The sequence below is a fragment of the Nocardia sp. NPDC056100 genome (genome assembly GCF_042266325.1).
Lineage (GTDB): Bacteria > Actinomycetota > Actinomycetes > Mycobacteriales > Mycobacteriaceae > Nocardia.
On sequence record NZ_JBHJVY010000008.1, the window covers coordinates 160,440 to 176,527 of the forward strand.

Here is a 16,088-nt window from a genome sequence, read left to right on the forward strand (position 1 = left end):
GCTTCATTCGCGCCGACATCTCGTGAGATGGGCACCACAGTGTTTTCTAGAGACGTGATCGCAGTGTTCGCCCCAGGACAGGGCTCTCAGACACCCGGCATGCTCACCCCTTGGCTCGAACTGCCCGGCGCGGCCGATCGAATCGCGCTGTGGTCGAAGGCTTCGGGACTGGACCTGCTGCGGTTGGGTACCACGGCGACCGCCGAGGAGATCACCGATACCGCGGTGACTCAGCCTCTGGTGGTCGCGGCAGCACTTCTGGCCTTCGCGGAAATCCCCACGGATTCGCTTCCCGCGGATACCATCGTCGCCGGACACTCGGTAGGCGAACTTGCCGCCGCCGCCATCGCGGGGATCATCTCCTCCGATGACGCGGTAGCACTGGCCGCTCTCCGCGGTGCGGAGATGGCCAAGGCTTGCGCACTCGAGCCGACCGGTATGTCCGCGGTGCTCGGCGGTGACGAAGCCGTCGTGCTCGCCCGGCTCGACGAACTCGGCCTGATCCCGGCCAACCGCAACGCGGTCGGTCAGATCGTGGCGGCGGGTAGGCTGGACGCGCTCGCAGAGCTTGCGAGCAACCCGCCCGAAAAGGCGCGCGTCCGAGCCCTTCCCGTCGCAGGCGCTTTCCACACCGCGTTCATGGCACCCGCCCAGGACGCAGTGGCAGCGGCCATCGCCAAGATCGCTCCCGGTGAGCCGATCCGGACCCTGCTGTCGAACTTCGACGGTAAGCCGGTGAGCTCCGGACAGGATGCGGTCGATAAGCTCGCTGCCCAGGTCACGCGCCCCGTGCGCTGGGATCTGTGCACCGAAACCGTTCGCGCGGCAGGTGTTTCCGCGGTGGCAGAGCTGCCACCGGCCGGCACCCTGGTCGGCATCGCCAAGCGGGAGCTCAAGGGCACCCCGAATCTGGCGCTGAAGACTCCCGCGGACATCCCCGCGCTGGCCGAACTCACCACCACGGGCTAGCTTGACTCGCGGCTCGCTTCGTCAACGGCGACGAAGGCAAACGAGCCGCAAGCACGAAAACCAAAAAATCGACCCACTACAGGAATCAAGAAGGGAGCCACCACAGTGGCCGCTCTGACCCAGGAACAGATCGTCGAAGAGCTCGGCAAGATCATCGAAGAGGTGACCGGTATCGAGCCCTCCGAGGTGACCATCGAGAAGTCCTTCGTCGACGACCTGGACATCGACTCCCTGTCGATGGTCGAGATCGCCGTTCAGACCGAGGACAAGTACGGCGTCAAGATCCCGGACGAGGATCTTGCCAGCCTGAAGACCGTCGGCGACGCCGTCTCCTACATCCAGAAGCTGGAGGCCGAGAACGCCGACGCCGCTGCGGAGCTCAAGTCCAAGTTCGGAAACGAGTAGGACCGCAACTGTGACCACTCCTTCCACCTTGAACGGGAACTTCCCCAACGTTGTCGTCACGAGCATGGCGGCGACCACGTCGATCGCCGGTGACGTCGATGCGACGTGGAAGGGACTCCTCAACGGCGAGAGCGGCATTGACGTTCTCGAGGACGACTTCATCGAGGAGTACGACCTTCCGGTTCGCATCGGCGGACACCTGAAGGTGTCGCCGGACACGCTGCTCAGCCGGGTCGAGATTCGCCGTATGGCGTATGTCGAGCGGCTGGCGACCGTCCTCGGTCGCGAAGTCTGGAAGAACGCCGGCTCCCCCGAGGTCGACCCGCTGCGCCTCGGCGTCGCGATCGGCACCGGCCTCGGTGGCGGCGACGCGCTCATCGATTCGGTCGACAAGCTGAAGAACGGTGGCTATCGCAAGATCTCGCCGCTGGCTGTTCAGATGGTCATGCCGAATGGTCCCTCCGCCGTTGTCGGTCTCGAGCTCAAGGCCCGGGCAGGAGTGATCACTCCGGTCTCGGCGTGCTCGTCGGGTTCGGAAGCCATCGCCAACGCGTGGCGGATGATCGTCATGGGTGACGCCGATATGGTCGTCACCGGTGGCGTCGAAGGCTTCATCGATTCGGTGCCGATCGCGGCCTTCTCGATGATGCGTGCGATGAGCACTCGCAACGACGATCCGAAGGGCGCCTCGCGTCCGTTCGACAAGGATCGTGACGGCTTCGTCTTCGGCGAAGCGGGCGCACTCATGGTCGTCGAGACCGAGGAGAGCGCCAAGGCTCGTGGTGCGACCATCCACGCCCGGTTGATGGGCGCGGGCATCACTTCGGACGGCTTCCACCTGGTGGCGCCGGATCCGGAGGGCACGGGTGCCGGTCGGGCCATGCAGCGCGCGATGCAGACGGCGGGTCTGTCCCCCAAGGACATCACCCACGTCAACGCGCACGCGACTGCCACCCCCATCGGTGACACCGCGGAGAAGAACGCGATTCACAAGGCTGGCGTTGCCCATGCCTCGGTCTACGCACCCAAGTCCGCCCTGGGCCACTCGATCGGCGCCGTCGGCGCGCTCGAGTCGGTACTCACGGTCCTCAGCATCCGGGACGGCATCGTCCCTCCGACGCTGAATCTGGAGAACCAGGATCCGGAGATCGACCTGGATGTCGTGCACGGCGAAGCTCGTCGTCAGGACATCGAGTACGCGATCAACAACTCTTTCGGTTTCGGTGGGCACAATGTCGCGCTCGCCTTCGGCCGGTACTGACGCACCAACTGGTGCACCGATAACTCGGCACCGCAGCGCCGGTTTGTAAGACAAGTGGTCCCGGCGGGGATTCGGATGCGATCCCGCACCCGAATCCCCCCGGGACTTCGACATTTTCGCAGCCGCTCTCAGGCGACCGCACTTCCTTAATCAAGAGGAGAGTATGCGATGACCATCATGGCTCCGGCTCATGCCGACACCGCGCTCGATCCCCGCGACCCGCTGGGTCGATTGCAGCGCTTCTTCGATCCCGGGACCGTGCTCCCGCTGCATCCCCGTGACAAGTCCGGCGTACTCGCCGCCATGGGTGAGGTCGATGGCGTTCGCACCGTCGCCTACTGCTCCGACGCGACCGTCATGGGCGGTGCGATGGGTGTGGAGGGTTGCAAGCACATCGTCGACGCGATCGATACCGCGATCGACTCCAAGATTCCCGTTGTCGGCATCTGGCATTCGGGCGGCGCCCGGCTCGCCGAAGGTGTCGAGGCCCTGCACGCCGTCGGACTGGTCTTCGAGGCCATGGTTCGCGCGTCCGGTCTCGTCCCGCAGATTTCCGTGGTGCTCGGCTTCGCCGCCGGTGGCGCCGCGTACGGTCCCGCACTCACCGATATCGTGATCATGGCCCCCGAGGGCCGTGTCTTCGTCACCGGTCCCGACGTGGTCAAGAGCGTCACCGGCGAGAACGTGGATATGGCGACTCTGGGCGGGCCGGTCACGCACGGCAAGAAGTCGGGTGTGTGCCATATCGTCGCCAATGACGAGGCCGATGCGCTGCATCGCGGGCGTCGGCTGGTGTCGATGTTCGCCGAGCAGGGCGAGTTCGATCTGGTCGCCGCCGCGCACGGCGATGTCGATCTGAAGGCCATGCTGCCCGCGTCGGCCAAGCGCGCCTACGACGTGAAGCCGATCGTGCACGAGCTGCTCGACAATGTCGACGGCGAAAGCTCTTTCGAGGAATTGCAGGGCGGGTACGCGCGGTCGATCGTGACCGGTCTGGGCCGTCTCGGCGGGCGCACCGTGGGTGTGCTGGCCAACAACCCGATCCGCATGGGTGGCTGCCTGAACTCCGAAAGTGCCGAGAAGGCAGCGCGTTTCGTGCGCCTGTGCAACTCGTTCGGCATTCCGCTGGTGGTCGTCACCGATGTGCCCGGCTACCTGCCCGGTGTGTCGATGGAGTGGGAAGGCGTGGTCCGCCGCGGCGCGAAGCTGCTGCACGCGTTCGCCGAAGCCCGCGTCCCGCGCGTCACCCTGGTGACCCGGAAGATCTACGGCGGTGCGTACATCGCGATGAACGCCCGCTCGCTCGGCGCCACCGCCGTATACGCCTGGCCCGGTTCCGAAGTCGCCGTCATGGGCGCCAAGGCCGCCGTCGGCATTCTCCACAAGCGCGCCATCGCCGCCGCTCCGGAGGAGGAGCGCGAGGCCCTGATCGAACGCCTGACCGTCGAGCACGAGCAGATCGCGGGCGGCGTGGAACGCGCCGTGGCAATCGGCGTGGTGGACGAGGTCATCGATCCGAGCAAGACCCGCTCGATCATCGCCGCCGCACTGGCCGCGGCCCCGTCCCGCCCGAGCCACCTGAAGAACATCCCGCTGTAGGGATTCGCACGTAAAGCCCTGCGGGGCACAGTAAATGGGCGGCCTCCCCGGAGGCCGCCCATTTTCGTATCCGCACCAGCGCAGGCCGCTATGCGACCGGATCAGGCCGGGCGGATGTTGGCGTTGTGGTGCAGGATGTTGTCCGGATCCCAGGTGGTTTTGAGGGCGGCGAGGCGGGAGTACTTGTCGCCGTAGGTGTCTCGGATGCGCTGTTGGTCGTCGTCGACGAGGAAGTTGATGTAGCCGGCGTCCGAGCGGGCGTGCGGGAGCAGGGCGTCCCAGGTGTCGCGGACCCAGGCGCGTTCGGCGTCGAAATCGGCGGGGTCGGGGCACAGGGCGCTGAGGTTCACCGCCCAGCAGGGTTGCCGGGAGCCGCCGAATGCCGTTGCGTCGTCTGCTGTTTCGGAGTAGCGGCCGCGCAGGGGGAAGATGGGGGCGATGGTCAGGGGGGATTTGCGCTGGGGGAAGCGGGCCACCAGTTCGGCGATCACCTCGGCGTTGAGATCGTCTATGTAGAGCGACTTCTCGTAGGCGGGCAAGCCGCGCGGGGCGGCATCGTCGAACATCTGCTGGAGCGCGGTGTACGGGATGGGGGTGACCAGTTCCCAGGCGGGGGCCGGTGCCGCCGCGCGCAGGGGCGCTACCACCTCGGCCAGTTCCTCGGGAGTGCCGAAACCTACTACGGCAGTGACGAATCCGGGCTGACCCTGATACTGCTCGGGGACGAACGGCAGCGGCGGAGAGCTGACTGCCAGCAGTGCGCCGGTGTAACCGTCGGGCAGGGTCTGCATGCGCTCGACGCCCGCCGCGAGTCCCGCCTCCCCGTCCGCGGGGGTCCAGTAGAGCATGGTGAGCTGGGCCAGCGGCGGCAGATCATGCAGGGCGAAGGTGAATTCGGTGACGATGCCGAAATTGCCGCCGCCGCCGCGGATCGCCCAGTGCAGGTCCGGATTCTCATCGGCGGAGGCCGTGACGATATGACCGTCGGCGGTCACCACCTGCGCGGAAATCACACTGTCACAGGACAATCCGCAGCGCGCGGTGAGCCAGCCCATACCGCCGCCGAGGGTGAGCCCGCCGACGCCGGTATCGCTGATGAAGCCGCCGGTGACCGCGAGCGCATGCTCGGCCGTCGCCGCGTCGACCTGTGCCCAGGTGGCCCCGCCGCCGACGCGGGCGGTCTTGGTTGCCGGATCGACGGTGACATTCGCGAGCGCACCGAGATCGATGAGCATGGCGTCATCGGCGACCGCGTGCCCGGCGTAATTGTGTCCTCCACCGCGCACGGTGAGATCCAGTCCGTGCCGCCGCGCGTGCAGCAGCGCCCTCGCCACGCCCGCGGCGGACGCGGGTTGCACGATGACCGCCGGTCGGCGGTCGAAACTTCCACTCCAAACCTGCCGCGCCGCATCGTATTCGGCGTCTTTCGGGGTGATCACCACGCCGTCGATGGTGGCCCGCAGCCCTTCGATATCGAATCCAGCCGTAGTCACAGTGCCGCTCCCTCGCGTACCGCGTCAGATTCGCCGGGGGTGAGGACCGGGGTGCGTGGCGTAATCGCACCCCGCGCGGTCTCCACCGTCGCCCGGCACTGACGTGTGTCTGTCGCCACACCAGCACTACGGGCGTGCGCGGGGCGAAGTTCATCGCCCACGATGCGGTAGGGCGAGAGGGCTCGAAAGGGTGGATCCCGGCCAAAAGCACGCCGGGATGACGGTGGGCCACCCGCCCATGACCGGGACCGAGGTTATCTACGAGAGCATGCGCACCTTGTCGGCGGATTCGTTCTGGCTGGCGCACTCCTGGAACGGATTCGGATCGCCTTGGCGCTCACCGCATACCCAGCGCATATCGGCCACCTCGATGGCCACGTCCCCCTCGGACTTCTTGGTCCGCTCCTGCACATAGCTGGTGGCCACGGACAGCGCTGTGGGGCAGAAATCCGCGCCCTTGGTGGTGAAGGTGACCACGGCGAGCCCATTGGGCCCGGAGCCGCATTGCACGACCTCCTGCCCGGGGAGCGGCTGGGCCGCCATCGCGGGAACGGTGGTGGGTTTGGCCGCGCTGGTGACCGCGGCCGAACTGTCGCCGTCCCCGCACGCGGTCAGCGTGAGCGTCGTGGCGGCGAGTGCCGCGACGGCCAGCGGACCCAGGATTCCTCGCACCGCAATCTCCTTATCGCACAGAACCGATGATTACTGTCGGGCGTGTCGTGCGGCGGAGGCGACCGTCAGCCGACGTCGCGGCGCAGCCAGGTGACCTCCGCGCCCTCACCGCCGAGGCGGAAGGGTTCGAGGGCATCGTCCCATGCCGTGCCCAGTGCGCGATCGATCTCGGCGGCAATGTCATTGGCGGATCCGCGGCCGCGTTCGCGTGCCTCGGCGACTATCGAGCGCAGTCGCATCTCCCCCACCATGACATCGCCGCTGGCACCGGTCGCGCCGTGCCAGAGGCCGAGGCCGGGCACGAAGCTGTAGCGCTCACCGTCGACCCCTTCGCTGGGATCCTCGGTGACCTCGAAGGCTAGGACGGGCCAATCTCGCAATGCTCCAGCTAACCGTCCACCGGTACCGACTGGCCCGTACCAATCGGTGGTCGCCCGCAAATTTCCGGGGGCCGCGGGCTGTGCGGTCCAACGGAGTTTCGCGGGCGCCTTCAAGGTGGAGGTGAGCGTCCATTCGATATGCGGGCACAGCGCCGCCGGCGACGAATGAATGTAGACCACACCAGACGTCGCGTCGGCGAACTGACTCGTTCCGCGCACCACTAACACCTCCGGCTTCGACGGGGACGTCTTCCCCAACGACCCGCTCCAGCCAGTGTTGCCCGAGCTTACTGGAGTGCCCGGAGTTACGTGTGTTACTTGTCCGCCGTGTCGTGGTTCTAGGCAAACTCCGCGATCACGGCATCGCTGAGGGTCGGCCATGCCGCGCGCGCCCAGTCACCGAAATTTTCGTCCGCCAAAGCGAGACACGCCATGCCGACTTCCGGATCAACCCAGAGGAAAGTTCCCGATTGCCCGAAGTGCCCGAAGGTGCGCGCGGAATTCGCGCCACCGGTCCAGTGCGGGAGTTTGTGATCCCGAATTTCGAAACCCAGACCCCAGTCGTTGGGACGCTGCGACCCGTAACCCGGAAGTACGCCATTGCGTCCCGGGAACTGCACTGTGCTTGCCTCGGTGAGCAATTCGGCACTCAAGATAGTGGGATTCAGCAATTCACCGGCGAACCGCAGGAGATCTGCGACCGAGGATTGCCCCGCATGTCCGGCGGGCCCGGCCAGCACCGAGGACGTCATGCCGAGCGGTTCGAAGACCGCCTCGTGCAGGTAGCGATCGAAGGGAATCGCGGTTTGCTCGGCGACGAAATCGGCGAGCAGTTCGAATCCGGCGCTGGAGTAGATGCGCCGCAGACCCGGTTCGGCGAGCACCTCGGTGGTGTCGAAGGCCAGGCCGGAGGTGTGCGCCAGCAGATGCCGCACGGTGGAGCCGGGCGGTCCGGCGGGTTGGTCCAATTCGACCGCGCCCTCCTCGACGGCTACCAGAACCGCGTACGCCACAAGGGGTTTGGTCACCGAGGCCAGTCGGAACACCCTTTCGAGCTCGCCCTCGGAATCGGCGACACCCTTACCTCGGACCACGACACCGGCCGCGGCATGCCGGACCGGCCATTGACGAATCTGTTCCAGCGCTCGCACGATCACGAGCCTACGAGTCCGCGGTGATGGCGTCCGGCCGGGTCCGATTCAACGCGGACCGGCGACGGCCATAGCTGAAGTACACCACCAGCCCGACCGCCGACCACATCGTGAAGGCCAGCCAGGTGACCGCGGGCAGATTCCGCAGCAGCCACAGGCACATACCGACGCCGAGCAGCGGCACCAGCGGGACGAGCGTCCGGAAGGTGCGCGGCAGGTCGGGTTTGGTGCGGCGCAGCACCAGCACGCCGACATTCACCAGGCCGAACGAGACCAGGGTGCCGATATTGGTGGCATTGACCAACTCGCCCAACGGGATCAGCGCGGACAGCACCGCGACCACGCCGCCGACGATCAGGGTGTTGGTGGTCGGCACCCGCTTGGCCCCGACCTTGGACAGCACCTTGGGCATGAGGCCGTCGCGGGACATGGCGACCAGGATGCGGGTCTGCCCGTACAGCACGGTCAGCACCACCGAGGCGATGGCGATGACCGCTCCGGCAGCGAGAATCGTTGCGGGCCAGCTCCTCCCGGTGACCTGTTCCAGCACGGTCGCCAGCGAGGCCCCCGAACTGCTGACATCGTCCACGCCGACGGCGGCGACGGCGGTGAGCGCGACCAGCACGTACACCAGGGTCACGATGCCGAGCGAGATGATGATGGCGCGCGGGAGATCCCGCTGCGGATTCTTGGCTTCCTCACCGGCGGTGGAGGCGGCGTCGAAACCGATGAAGGAGAAGAACACCATCGAGGCCGCCGAGCCGATACCGGCGATGCCCGCGGGCGCGAAGGGGTGCAGGTTGTCGGAGTTGAAGGCCGTAACCGCCACCGCCACAAAGAAAATCAGCACCGCGATCTTGATCAGCGTGGTGACGGTGGTGACCCGCGCACTCTCGCGAATCCCGCCGAGCAGTACGGCCGCCGCGAGCAGCACCACGACCGCGGCGGGCAGATTGACGACCCCGCCTTCACTCGGCGCGGAGGACAGCGCATCGGGAATCCGCCAGCCGAGCGTCGATCCGAGGAATTCGTTCAGATACGCGCCCCACCCGACCGCGACCGCCGCCACCGAAACCCCGTACTCCAGCAGCAGGCACCACCCGCACACCCACGCGATGATCTCGCCGAGCGTGGCATAGGTGTAGGAGTAGGCCGATCCGGAAACCGGCACGGCCCCGGCCAGTTCCGCGTAGGACAGCGCCGAGAAGAGGGCAGCCAGGGCCGCGATAGCGAAGGAGACGACCACCGCGGGTCCGGCCAAAGGCGCGGCCTCCCCCAGCACCACGAAGATCCCGGTCCCCAGCGTCGCCCCGACCGATAACGCGATCAGCGGTACGAGCCCCATGCTCCGCCGCAAGGCGGTGTGCTCACCATCGGAGGTGAGCTGCTCCACGGGTTTGGTCCGCAGCAACGATGCGGTAATCGACGAGAGTCCTGACACGTCCCGCCACGCTACCGGCTCGAACCGCTCTTACCCGCACGCAACCCCGGTGATGAAGGATGCGAGCACAGATGCAGCAATCAGCTCGCGAAGATCGGGCATATCGCTAAAGGTGTGGATCCTGCCGGATGACTACGGCGAAGGTGGGTCGAATCAGGTTCCGTAGGGGCGGGATTGGACGGCTTGCTGTTGCCGGGCCAGGAGGGCGCGGCGGTGGGTCAGTTCGGCTATTTGGGTGTCGAGGCGGGTGAGGCCGTCGTGCACGATTTTTCGGGAGTGGTCGCAGTGGGTGATGCCGGTGTCGATGGCGCAGGGCAGTAGGGCGCGGATATCGCGGGTGGGCAGGCCCGCGTCGAGGAGTTCGCGGATGCGGTGGACTCGGGTGGGGGCGGAGTCGTCGTAGCTGCGGTAGCCGTTGGGGTCGCGGTGTGCGGTCAGCAGGCCCTGCTCCTCGTAGTAGCGGAGCAGGCGGGGTGCGACGCCGGTGGTCTGTGATAGTTCGCCGATCAGCACTGTGACCTCCGGCATTCGGGGTTGACCTTCACATCCATGTCAATCCCTAACGTCGCTGCCATGACGAACATTTCGCTCTCCACCACGGTCACCGGATCCGGCCCCGCACTGCTGCTCGCGCACGGTGCGGGCGGCGGCATCCAGGCGAATTTCGGCGGACTGATCCCGCTGCTCGCCGAACGGCATCTCGTGATCGGCCCCGACTACCCCGGCGATGACACCGTGCTGGAGCTGGATGCCCTGGCGGACGCGCTCGTCGCCGAGGCGGATGCGGCGGGAGCCGAGGAGTTCACGATCATCGGATACTCGCTGGGCACAGCGGTGGCCGTGCGCGCCGCCGTCCGCCATCCCGAGCGGGTGCGCGGCCTGATTCTCACCGCCGGTTTCGCCCGCCCGGACAATCGCGCGCGGCTCAATGTGCAACTGTGGCAACGCGCCCTGGCCCTCGGTGACCGGGAGTTGTTCGCGCACATCGCACTGCTGGCAGGATTCAGCGCCGATTTCGTGAACGCGCTCTCCCCCGAACAGCTTTCGACGGTACTGGAGCAGCTGGCCGCGAGCGTTCCGGGCGGGACGGCCGCCCAGGCCACCCTGATCGAGACCGTCGACACCACCGCGGATCTGGCGCGCATCACCGTGCCCACGCTGGTGATCGGCCTGACCGGTGATCTGCTCTCCGATCCCGCGAACGCGCGCCGTCAGGCCGAGGGCATCGCCGGTGCCGAATATCTCGAACTCTCTGGCGGCCATGTCGTCATGCTGGAGAATCCGGAGCCCTGGCATGCCGCGATTCAGGACTTCCTCGCGCGCATCCCCGCATCGGCGCACTGACCCCGCCCGGCGTGTCCGGTTACGATCGGACCCACCATGAGTGAGCAGGTCACGGTCCACGGTGAGGTGGACAGCGGGTTCGGTGCGGTCGCGGATGCTTTTCGGCGGAACTTCGCCGCGCACGGGGAGATCGGCGCGTCGGTCGCCGTCTTCGATGGCGACCGGCCGGTGGTCGACCTGTGGGCGGGTCATCGGGATCGCAAGCGCCGGGTGGCCTGGGAGCGGGACACCATGGCTCCGGTGTGGTCGTCCACCAAGGGCATGACGGCCTTCGTCATCGCATCCGCGGTATCGCGCGGGCTGCTCGATTACGAGACTCCGGTGGCGAAGTACTGGCCGGAGTTCGGGGTGCACGGCAAGGAGTCGATCACCGTCCGGCAGCTGCTGGATCATCAGGCGGGCCTGGCGGCGCTGGATCGCACGGTGCGCTTGCGCGATATGGCCGATCTGGACGGCCTGGCCGAGATTCTGGCCGCGCAGAAACCCTTGTGGCGACCGGGAACCCGGCACGGGTATCACCCGATCACCGCGGGGCTGTATCAGGGTGAGTTGATTCGACGGGTGGATCCCGCGCATCGCACGCTGGGGCAGGTGTTCGCGGAGGATTTCGCGAAGCCGCTCGGCCTGGACTTCTATATCGGCCTGCCGGAATCGGTTTCGCTGGATCGGGTCGCCGAACTCTCCGCCACCGAGGGCCTGGATATCCTGCGCTATGAGCGCGATCTGCCGGTGCGCATCGGCGTACAGCTGTACGCCAAGCGCGGACTCTCGTTCCGCGCCTTGAACTCTCCGCAGGTGGGTGCGCCCGCGCGCGCCGCGCGCCGGGAATTCCTGGAGGTGGAGAGCCCGGCCGCCGGTGGCGTCGGCACGGCTCGCGCGCTGGCGCGGGTGTACGGCGCGGCGGCGGGCGGCACCGGTGAGCTGCCCATCGACGCGGAACTGTTGGACCGCTTGGCATCCGCCGAGACCGCGAAGGACGTCCCGGCCGAGGATCTGGTGCTGCTCACCCCGAGCCGCTATCACCTGGGTTTCCGGAAGTCCTGCGGCAGTTTCCGTTTCGGCACCGATGCCCGCGCGTACGGCACCACCGGTTACGGCGGTTCCTTCGGATTCGCCGATCCGGCAACGGGTCTGGGCTTCGGCTACACCATGAATCGCCTGGGCATGGCGGTGCTGGACGATGTGCGCTCCCGGAATCTGCGCGAGGCTTTGCGTCGCAGCGTGTGACCGCGTTCCTACCCGGGACCGCCGGTCCCAGCGGCTAACCTCGTATTCGCCAGCGGTTTGCCCGCATATCCGGACGGGCGCCCACGAGGTCAGGAGCCGTTCGATGCAGCGATACCGCATGCCCGAGGAAGGCCGCCCGCACCAGCGCACCTGGATGGCCTTCGGTGCGAGCGAACGGGTCTGGACCGCGGATCTGCTACCGATGGCGCAGCGCACGCTGGCCGATATCGCCCGCGCCATCGCGCGCTTCGAACCGGTGTCCATGCTGGTGCGCCCCGAGGAATTGGCGGTGGCACGCGGTCTGGTCGGCCCCGATATCGAATTGCGGGAAGCGCCGCTGGACGATCTGTGGCTGCGCGATTCCGGTCCGGTCTTCGTGGTCGACGAGACCGGCGCGCAGGCCGGTGTCGACTTCAATTTCAATGGCTGGGGCGATAAGCAGGAGCATGCCGAGGATGCCCTGGCGGCCAGTTTCGTGACCGCGCAGGCGGGCGCGGAGGCGGTCCACACCGAACTGGTGCTGGAGGGCGGCGGTATCGAGGTGGATGGCGCGGGCCTGGCCATCATCACCGAAAGCTGTGTGCTGAACGACAATCGGAATCCGGGCTGGACCAAACCGGAGGTGGAGCAGGAGCTGGAACGCCTGCTCGGCATCGAGAAGATCATCTGGCTGCCGGGTATCGCGGGTCGCGATATCACCGACGGCCATACCGATTTCTATGCCCGTTTCGCCCGGCCGGGCGTGGTGGTGGCCGGGCTGGAGAACGATCCCGACGCCTACGACTACGAGGTCACCCGCACGCACGTGCAGATCCTGCGCGAGGCCACGGACCAGCATGAGCGGCCGCTGCGCCTGGAGGTGATCGAGGGCCCGGACACCGTCCGCCCGGAGTGGATCGACGCCGATTTCGCTGCGGGCTACATCAACTTCTACGTCTGCAACGGCGGTGTCATCGCCCCGGAGTTCGGTGATCCCCCGCGCGATGCCGCCGCCAAGACCACCTTGGCGCGGTTGTTCCCCGATCGTGAAGTGGTGCAGTTGAATATCGACGCCATCGCGGCGGGCGGCGGCGGTATCCACTGCACCACGCAGCAGCAACCGCGCGTCTAAGCCGTTGCGGCGCTCCGCTTCTCGACATCGTGCACATGGTGTACGAGATCGTGCAGGAAGTAGCTGCCCAGGGTCCGCACGGTGAACAGCGATCCATTGCTGCGCTTGGCCGGGCGATCGAGTTCCGCGGTGGGCACGGATTCGTATGCGCGAGCGGTGTTCTCGGCGGCATCGCGCAGGTCGGCGGCGACCTGCGCGATGCGCTGCGCGGCGTAATCCTCCGCGAGCGCGGTCTCGTCCTGATCCCAGTTGGCGAACATGGGGATGCCGGATTCGTCGATGACGACCGAGGCGTCGTATCCGCCGATCACCGGTCCGGGCCGCGCGGACCCGGTGCGGGTGATATCGAGCCGATGCTCGAAGATCCGGCACACATCGCGCACGTGCGCGGCGTATTCGAGGGTGGACCAGGTCGAATCATCCGGCCGCACAGCGGCACTCGGGTCATCGAGGGCGGCGGTCAGAGCGGCGGCGCTGCTGCGCACCTGACCCGGAATGGCATCGAAACGCACGGCGCTCGGGTCGTACCCGCATTCGTCGCAGGTGCGCTCGAGCACCCAGGTCCAGTCCTTGGCATCGGGAACGATCGGCATGCGAACAACGTACGATGGCGCAAGCTTTTCGGCCACCAATATCCCGCCAGGAGACATAAAGATCGCGACAAGTTTGCCGAACCGCGAGTGCCGCCCCGCCCGAGCGGGGCGGCAATCCGGTCTCACTCCATCAGCTGATGCGCCTTGCCGAACAACTCCAGGGTGATGGCGTGCAGGAAATCACCAACCTGCTTGGGCGCCTTGCCCGCGGCCGCGCGCGCATACGTGCCCTCCAGCACGATGCCGAGCTTGAAGCACGCCAGCACCGTGTACCAGGTGACATTGCTCAGATCGCGGTCGGAGAACTTGCCGTAGTGCTCGATCATCTCCGCGGCGGTGGGCAGGCCGCCGACCGCGCCGAGGGTGCCGATGAGCGCGGCCCCGGTGGTGCCGGGTTCCGGGCGGGTGGCGATCTGCCAGCCCAGATCCAGCAGCGGATCGCCGATGGTGGACATCTCCCAGTCGACCATGGCCGCGACCTCGGGGCCGTCGAAGGAGAACATCATGTTCGCTAGATGGCAGTCGCCGTGCAGGATGCCGGGCGTCCACTGCGCGGGGCGGTTGCGGTCGAGCCAGTCGCCGACCCGGTCCACGCCCGGGATCTCGGGCCCGGCATAGCCCTCGTTGACGCTGTAGGACTCCAGTTCCTTGAGCCAGCGCGGCACCTGACGTTCCAGAAACCCTTCGGGCTTACCGTAATCCGCGAGTCCGAGCGCCTCGTGATCGAGCGAGCCGAGCCGGGCGATGGCCTCCACGGCGGACAGGCCCATCTGCCGCCGGATCTCCGGATCGCCCGCGTGCAGCGGTGGCAGTTCGTTCTGCGGGTTGAAGCCGGTGATCGGTTCCATGAGATAGAAGTTGGCCCCGATGAGCGATTCATCGGCCCCGGCCGCGATCACCCTGGGCGCGCGGATACCGGTTCCGGCGAGAGCCTCGAGAATGCGCGATTCGCGGCGGATCACGTTATTGCTCGCGGCCCGCAGGTGTTTGGGCCCGCGCCGCAGCACATAGTCACGACCGCCTCGGCTGAAGCGCAGCATGATGTTCTGGGTGCCGCCGCCGAGGGGTTTCACCTCCTCGAAGTCACCGCCGGGCAAGCCCTGCTCATCCATCCACTTCCCGACAACGGCGAAATCGACGATGTCGCGATCCACATCGACCGGCTGCACTTCAGACATGTCCCACATTGTGCCGTAACCGTCCAGCACAACTGAAGGCATATGCCCGCAGAAGTGGTTTCGGCCTCGTTCACGCAGGTCGAGACCGGGGGCGCGAACGGTGGTGGCGTAAAGTTGCCAGCCAAATGCGCACGCTGCTGATCGACAACTACGACTCCTTCACCTACAACCTGTATCAGCTGATCAGTGAGGTGAACGGGGTGGAGCCCGTTGTCGTGCGCAATGACGAGGTGCGCGAGCTGTCCGAGTTGGAGCTCGGCCGGTTCGACAATATCGTCATCTCCCCCGGACCCGGCCGCCCCGATATCGCGCGCGATTTCGGTATCTCCGCCGCGCTCATCGCGCATGCCGAACTGCCGTTGCTCGGCGTCTGCCTCGGCCATCAGGGCATCGTGCTCGGTGCGGGCGGGCTGGTGACCGCCGCGCCGCGGGCCCGGCACGGGTTCCCGGATCGCATCACCCATGACGGCCGCGACCTGTTCGCCGATGTGCCACAGGATTTCACGGCCGTGCGCTATCACTCGCTCGCGGCGGCCCGGCCACTGCCGGAAGCGCTGGAGGTCACCGCGACCACCTCCGACGGTGTCGTCATGGGGGTGCGACACCGCACCCGGCCGCAGTGGGGCGTGCAGTTCCACCCGGAATCCATCGCCAGCGAGTACGGCGCGCAGCTGCTGCGGAACTTCAAGTCCCTCACCACCCTTCACGCCGGACGCCGATGGCTGCGCGGCGCGGTGGTGGCGCTGCGGCCCGCCGAGAGCGCGGATGTGCCCGCGCTGGCGGCGATTCGGGCGACACCCGAGGTGCGCCGATGGTGGCAGACCGACACCGATCCGAACCCGCAGATCGAAGCCGAACTCGCGGACCCGGATTCGCGGGGCTGGGCGATCGAATACGACGGCCGGGTGGCCGGGCTGATCCAGTGGTACGCGGAAGAGGATCCCGAATACCGGCACGCCGGAATCGATATCTACCTCGATCCGGCATTGCACGGGCGCGGTATCGGCACCGACGCGGTGCGCACGCTGTCCCGGCATCTGTTCACCGAGCAGGGCCATCACCGGCTGGTCATCGATCCGGCGGCGGACAATGCCGCGGCGATCGGCTGCTATCGCAAGGCCGGGTTCCGCCCGGTCGGCCGGATGCGGCAGTACCAGCGCGGCAGTGACGGCAGCTGGCAGGACGGGCTGATGATGGAAATGCTCGCCGACGATATGGTCGCCGAGCCACTCACCCCGGAGACCGAAAGCACCCTGCCCGCAAT

14 protein-coding genes and 3 pseudogenes are annotated in these 16,088 nt (G+C 67.1%); 9 read left to right on the top strand and 8 right to left on the bottom strand.

Annotated elements, in window-relative coordinates; all coding sequences use genetic code 11:
- The first annotated feature begins 54 nt into the window (after positions 1-54).
- From ACFC0O_RS44620 to ACFC0O_RS44635, 4 genes are all read left to right on the top strand, one after another.
- Entirely contained in the window at positions 55-969 is a 915-nt protein-coding gene (locus ACFC0O_RS44620; RefSeq protein WP_364638248.1) for an ACP S-malonyltransferase, read from the top strand.
- Between the two features lie 105 nt (positions 970-1,074).
- A complete protein-coding gene (gene acpM, locus ACFC0O_RS44625) occupies positions 1,075-1,374 on the top strand; it encodes a meromycolate extension acyl carrier protein AcpM (RefSeq protein ID WP_364638251.1) in 300 nt (99 codons plus the stop codon).
- A 10-nt stretch (positions 1,375-1,384) separates the two neighbouring features.
- Complete coding sequence (locus ACFC0O_RS44630) at positions 1,385-2,635, top strand: KasA/KasB family beta-ketoacyl-ACP synthase (protein ID WP_375968375.1); 1,251 nt, start codon at positions 1,385-1,387, stop codon at positions 2,633-2,635.
- A gap of 168 nt (positions 2,636-2,803) precedes the next feature.
- On the top strand, positions 2,804-4,234 hold the full coding sequence (locus ACFC0O_RS44635) for a carboxyl transferase domain-containing protein (RefSeq protein WP_364638257.1): 1,431 nt from the start codon (positions 2,804-2,806) through the stop codon (positions 4,232-4,234).
- Between the two features lie 101 nt (positions 4,235-4,335).
- On the opposite strand, the gene ACFC0O_RS44640 is transcribed toward ACFC0O_RS44635, so the two are convergent.
- The 6 genes from ACFC0O_RS44640 to ACFC0O_RS44665 form a co-directional block, all read right to left on the bottom strand.
- The gene (locus ACFC0O_RS44640) at positions 4,336-5,727 is read right to left on the bottom strand and encodes an FAD-binding oxidoreductase (protein ID WP_375968376.1); all 1,392 of its coding nucleotides are present in this window, start codon (positions 5,725-5,727) and stop codon (positions 4,336-4,338) included.
- A gap of 258 nt (positions 5,728-5,985) precedes the next feature.
- Entirely contained in the window at positions 5,986-6,399 is a 414-nt protein-coding gene (locus ACFC0O_RS44645) for a hypothetical protein (protein ID WP_375968377.1), read from the bottom strand.
- A gap of 65 nt (positions 6,400-6,464) precedes the next feature.
- Entirely contained in the window at positions 6,465-6,998 is a 534-nt protein-coding gene (locus tag ACFC0O_RS44650; RefSeq protein WP_364638265.1) for a DUF3145 domain-containing protein, read from the bottom strand.
- A gap of 119 nt (positions 6,999-7,117) precedes the next feature.
- On the bottom strand, positions 7,118-7,930 hold the full coding sequence (locus ACFC0O_RS44655; protein WP_375968378.1) for a serine hydrolase domain-containing protein: 813 nt from the start codon (positions 7,928-7,930) through the stop codon (positions 7,118-7,120).
- A gap of 10 nt (positions 7,931-7,940) precedes the next feature.
- Positions 7,941-9,371 carry an amino acid permease gene (locus ACFC0O_RS44660; RefSeq protein WP_375968379.1) on the bottom strand — a complete coding sequence of 477 codons (1,431 nt, stop codon included), beginning with the start codon at positions 9,369-9,371 and terminating at the stop codon, positions 7,941-7,943.
- A 153-nt stretch (positions 9,372-9,524) separates the two neighbouring features.
- Positions 9,525-9,899, bottom strand: coding sequence for a MerR family transcriptional regulator (locus ACFC0O_RS44665; RefSeq protein WP_375968380.1), 375 nt, complete (start codon positions 9,897-9,899; stop codon positions 9,525-9,527).
- Positions 9,900-9,944: 45 nt separating this feature from the next.
- Between ACFC0O_RS44665 and ACFC0O_RS44670 the strand changes: the two genes are divergently transcribed.
- The 3 genes and pseudogenes from ACFC0O_RS44670 to ACFC0O_RS44680 form a co-directional block, all read left to right on the top strand.
- Complete coding sequence (locus ACFC0O_RS44670; RefSeq protein ID WP_375968381.1) at positions 9,945-10,715, top strand: alpha/beta fold hydrolase; 771 nt, start codon at positions 9,945-9,947, stop codon at positions 10,713-10,715.
- A 36-nt stretch (positions 10,716-10,751) separates the two neighbouring features.
- The gene (locus tag ACFC0O_RS44675; RefSeq protein WP_375968382.1) at positions 10,752-11,942 is read left to right on the top strand and encodes a serine hydrolase domain-containing protein; all 1,191 of its coding nucleotides are present in this window, start codon (positions 10,752-10,754) and stop codon (positions 11,940-11,942) included.
- Between the two features lie 112 nt (positions 11,943-12,054).
- Positions 12,055-13,053: pseudogene (locus ACFC0O_RS44680) on the top strand (agmatine/peptidylarginine deiminase); the annotation flags it as partial.
- Here the strand turns inward: ACFC0O_RS44680 and ACFC0O_RS44685 are convergent.
- Positions 13,050-13,646, bottom strand: a complete 597-nt coding sequence (locus ACFC0O_RS44685) for a DinB family protein (RefSeq protein WP_375968383.1) — start codon at positions 13,644-13,646, stop codon at positions 13,050-13,052. The pseudogene ACFC0O_RS44680 and the gene ACFC0O_RS44685 overlap by 4 nt on opposite strands.
- 122 nt (positions 13,647-13,768) lie before the next feature.
- Positions 13,769-14,824 (bottom strand): phosphotransferase family protein, encoded by a 1,056-nt coding sequence (locus ACFC0O_RS44690; protein WP_375968384.1) that lies wholly within the window; start codon positions 14,822-14,824, stop codon positions 13,769-13,771.
- A gap of 125 nt (positions 14,825-14,949) precedes the next feature.
- On the opposite strand from ACFC0O_RS44690, the pseudogene ACFC0O_RS44695 reads away from it, so the two are divergent.
- Positions 14,950-15,450, top strand: a pseudogene (locus ACFC0O_RS44695) (anthranilate synthase component II); the annotation flags it as partial.
- 96 nt (positions 15,451-15,546) lie between these two features.
- Positions 15,547-16,041: pseudogene (locus tag ACFC0O_RS44700) on the top strand (GNAT family N-acetyltransferase); the annotation flags it as partial.
- Positions 16,042-16,088: the final 47 nt, after the last annotated feature.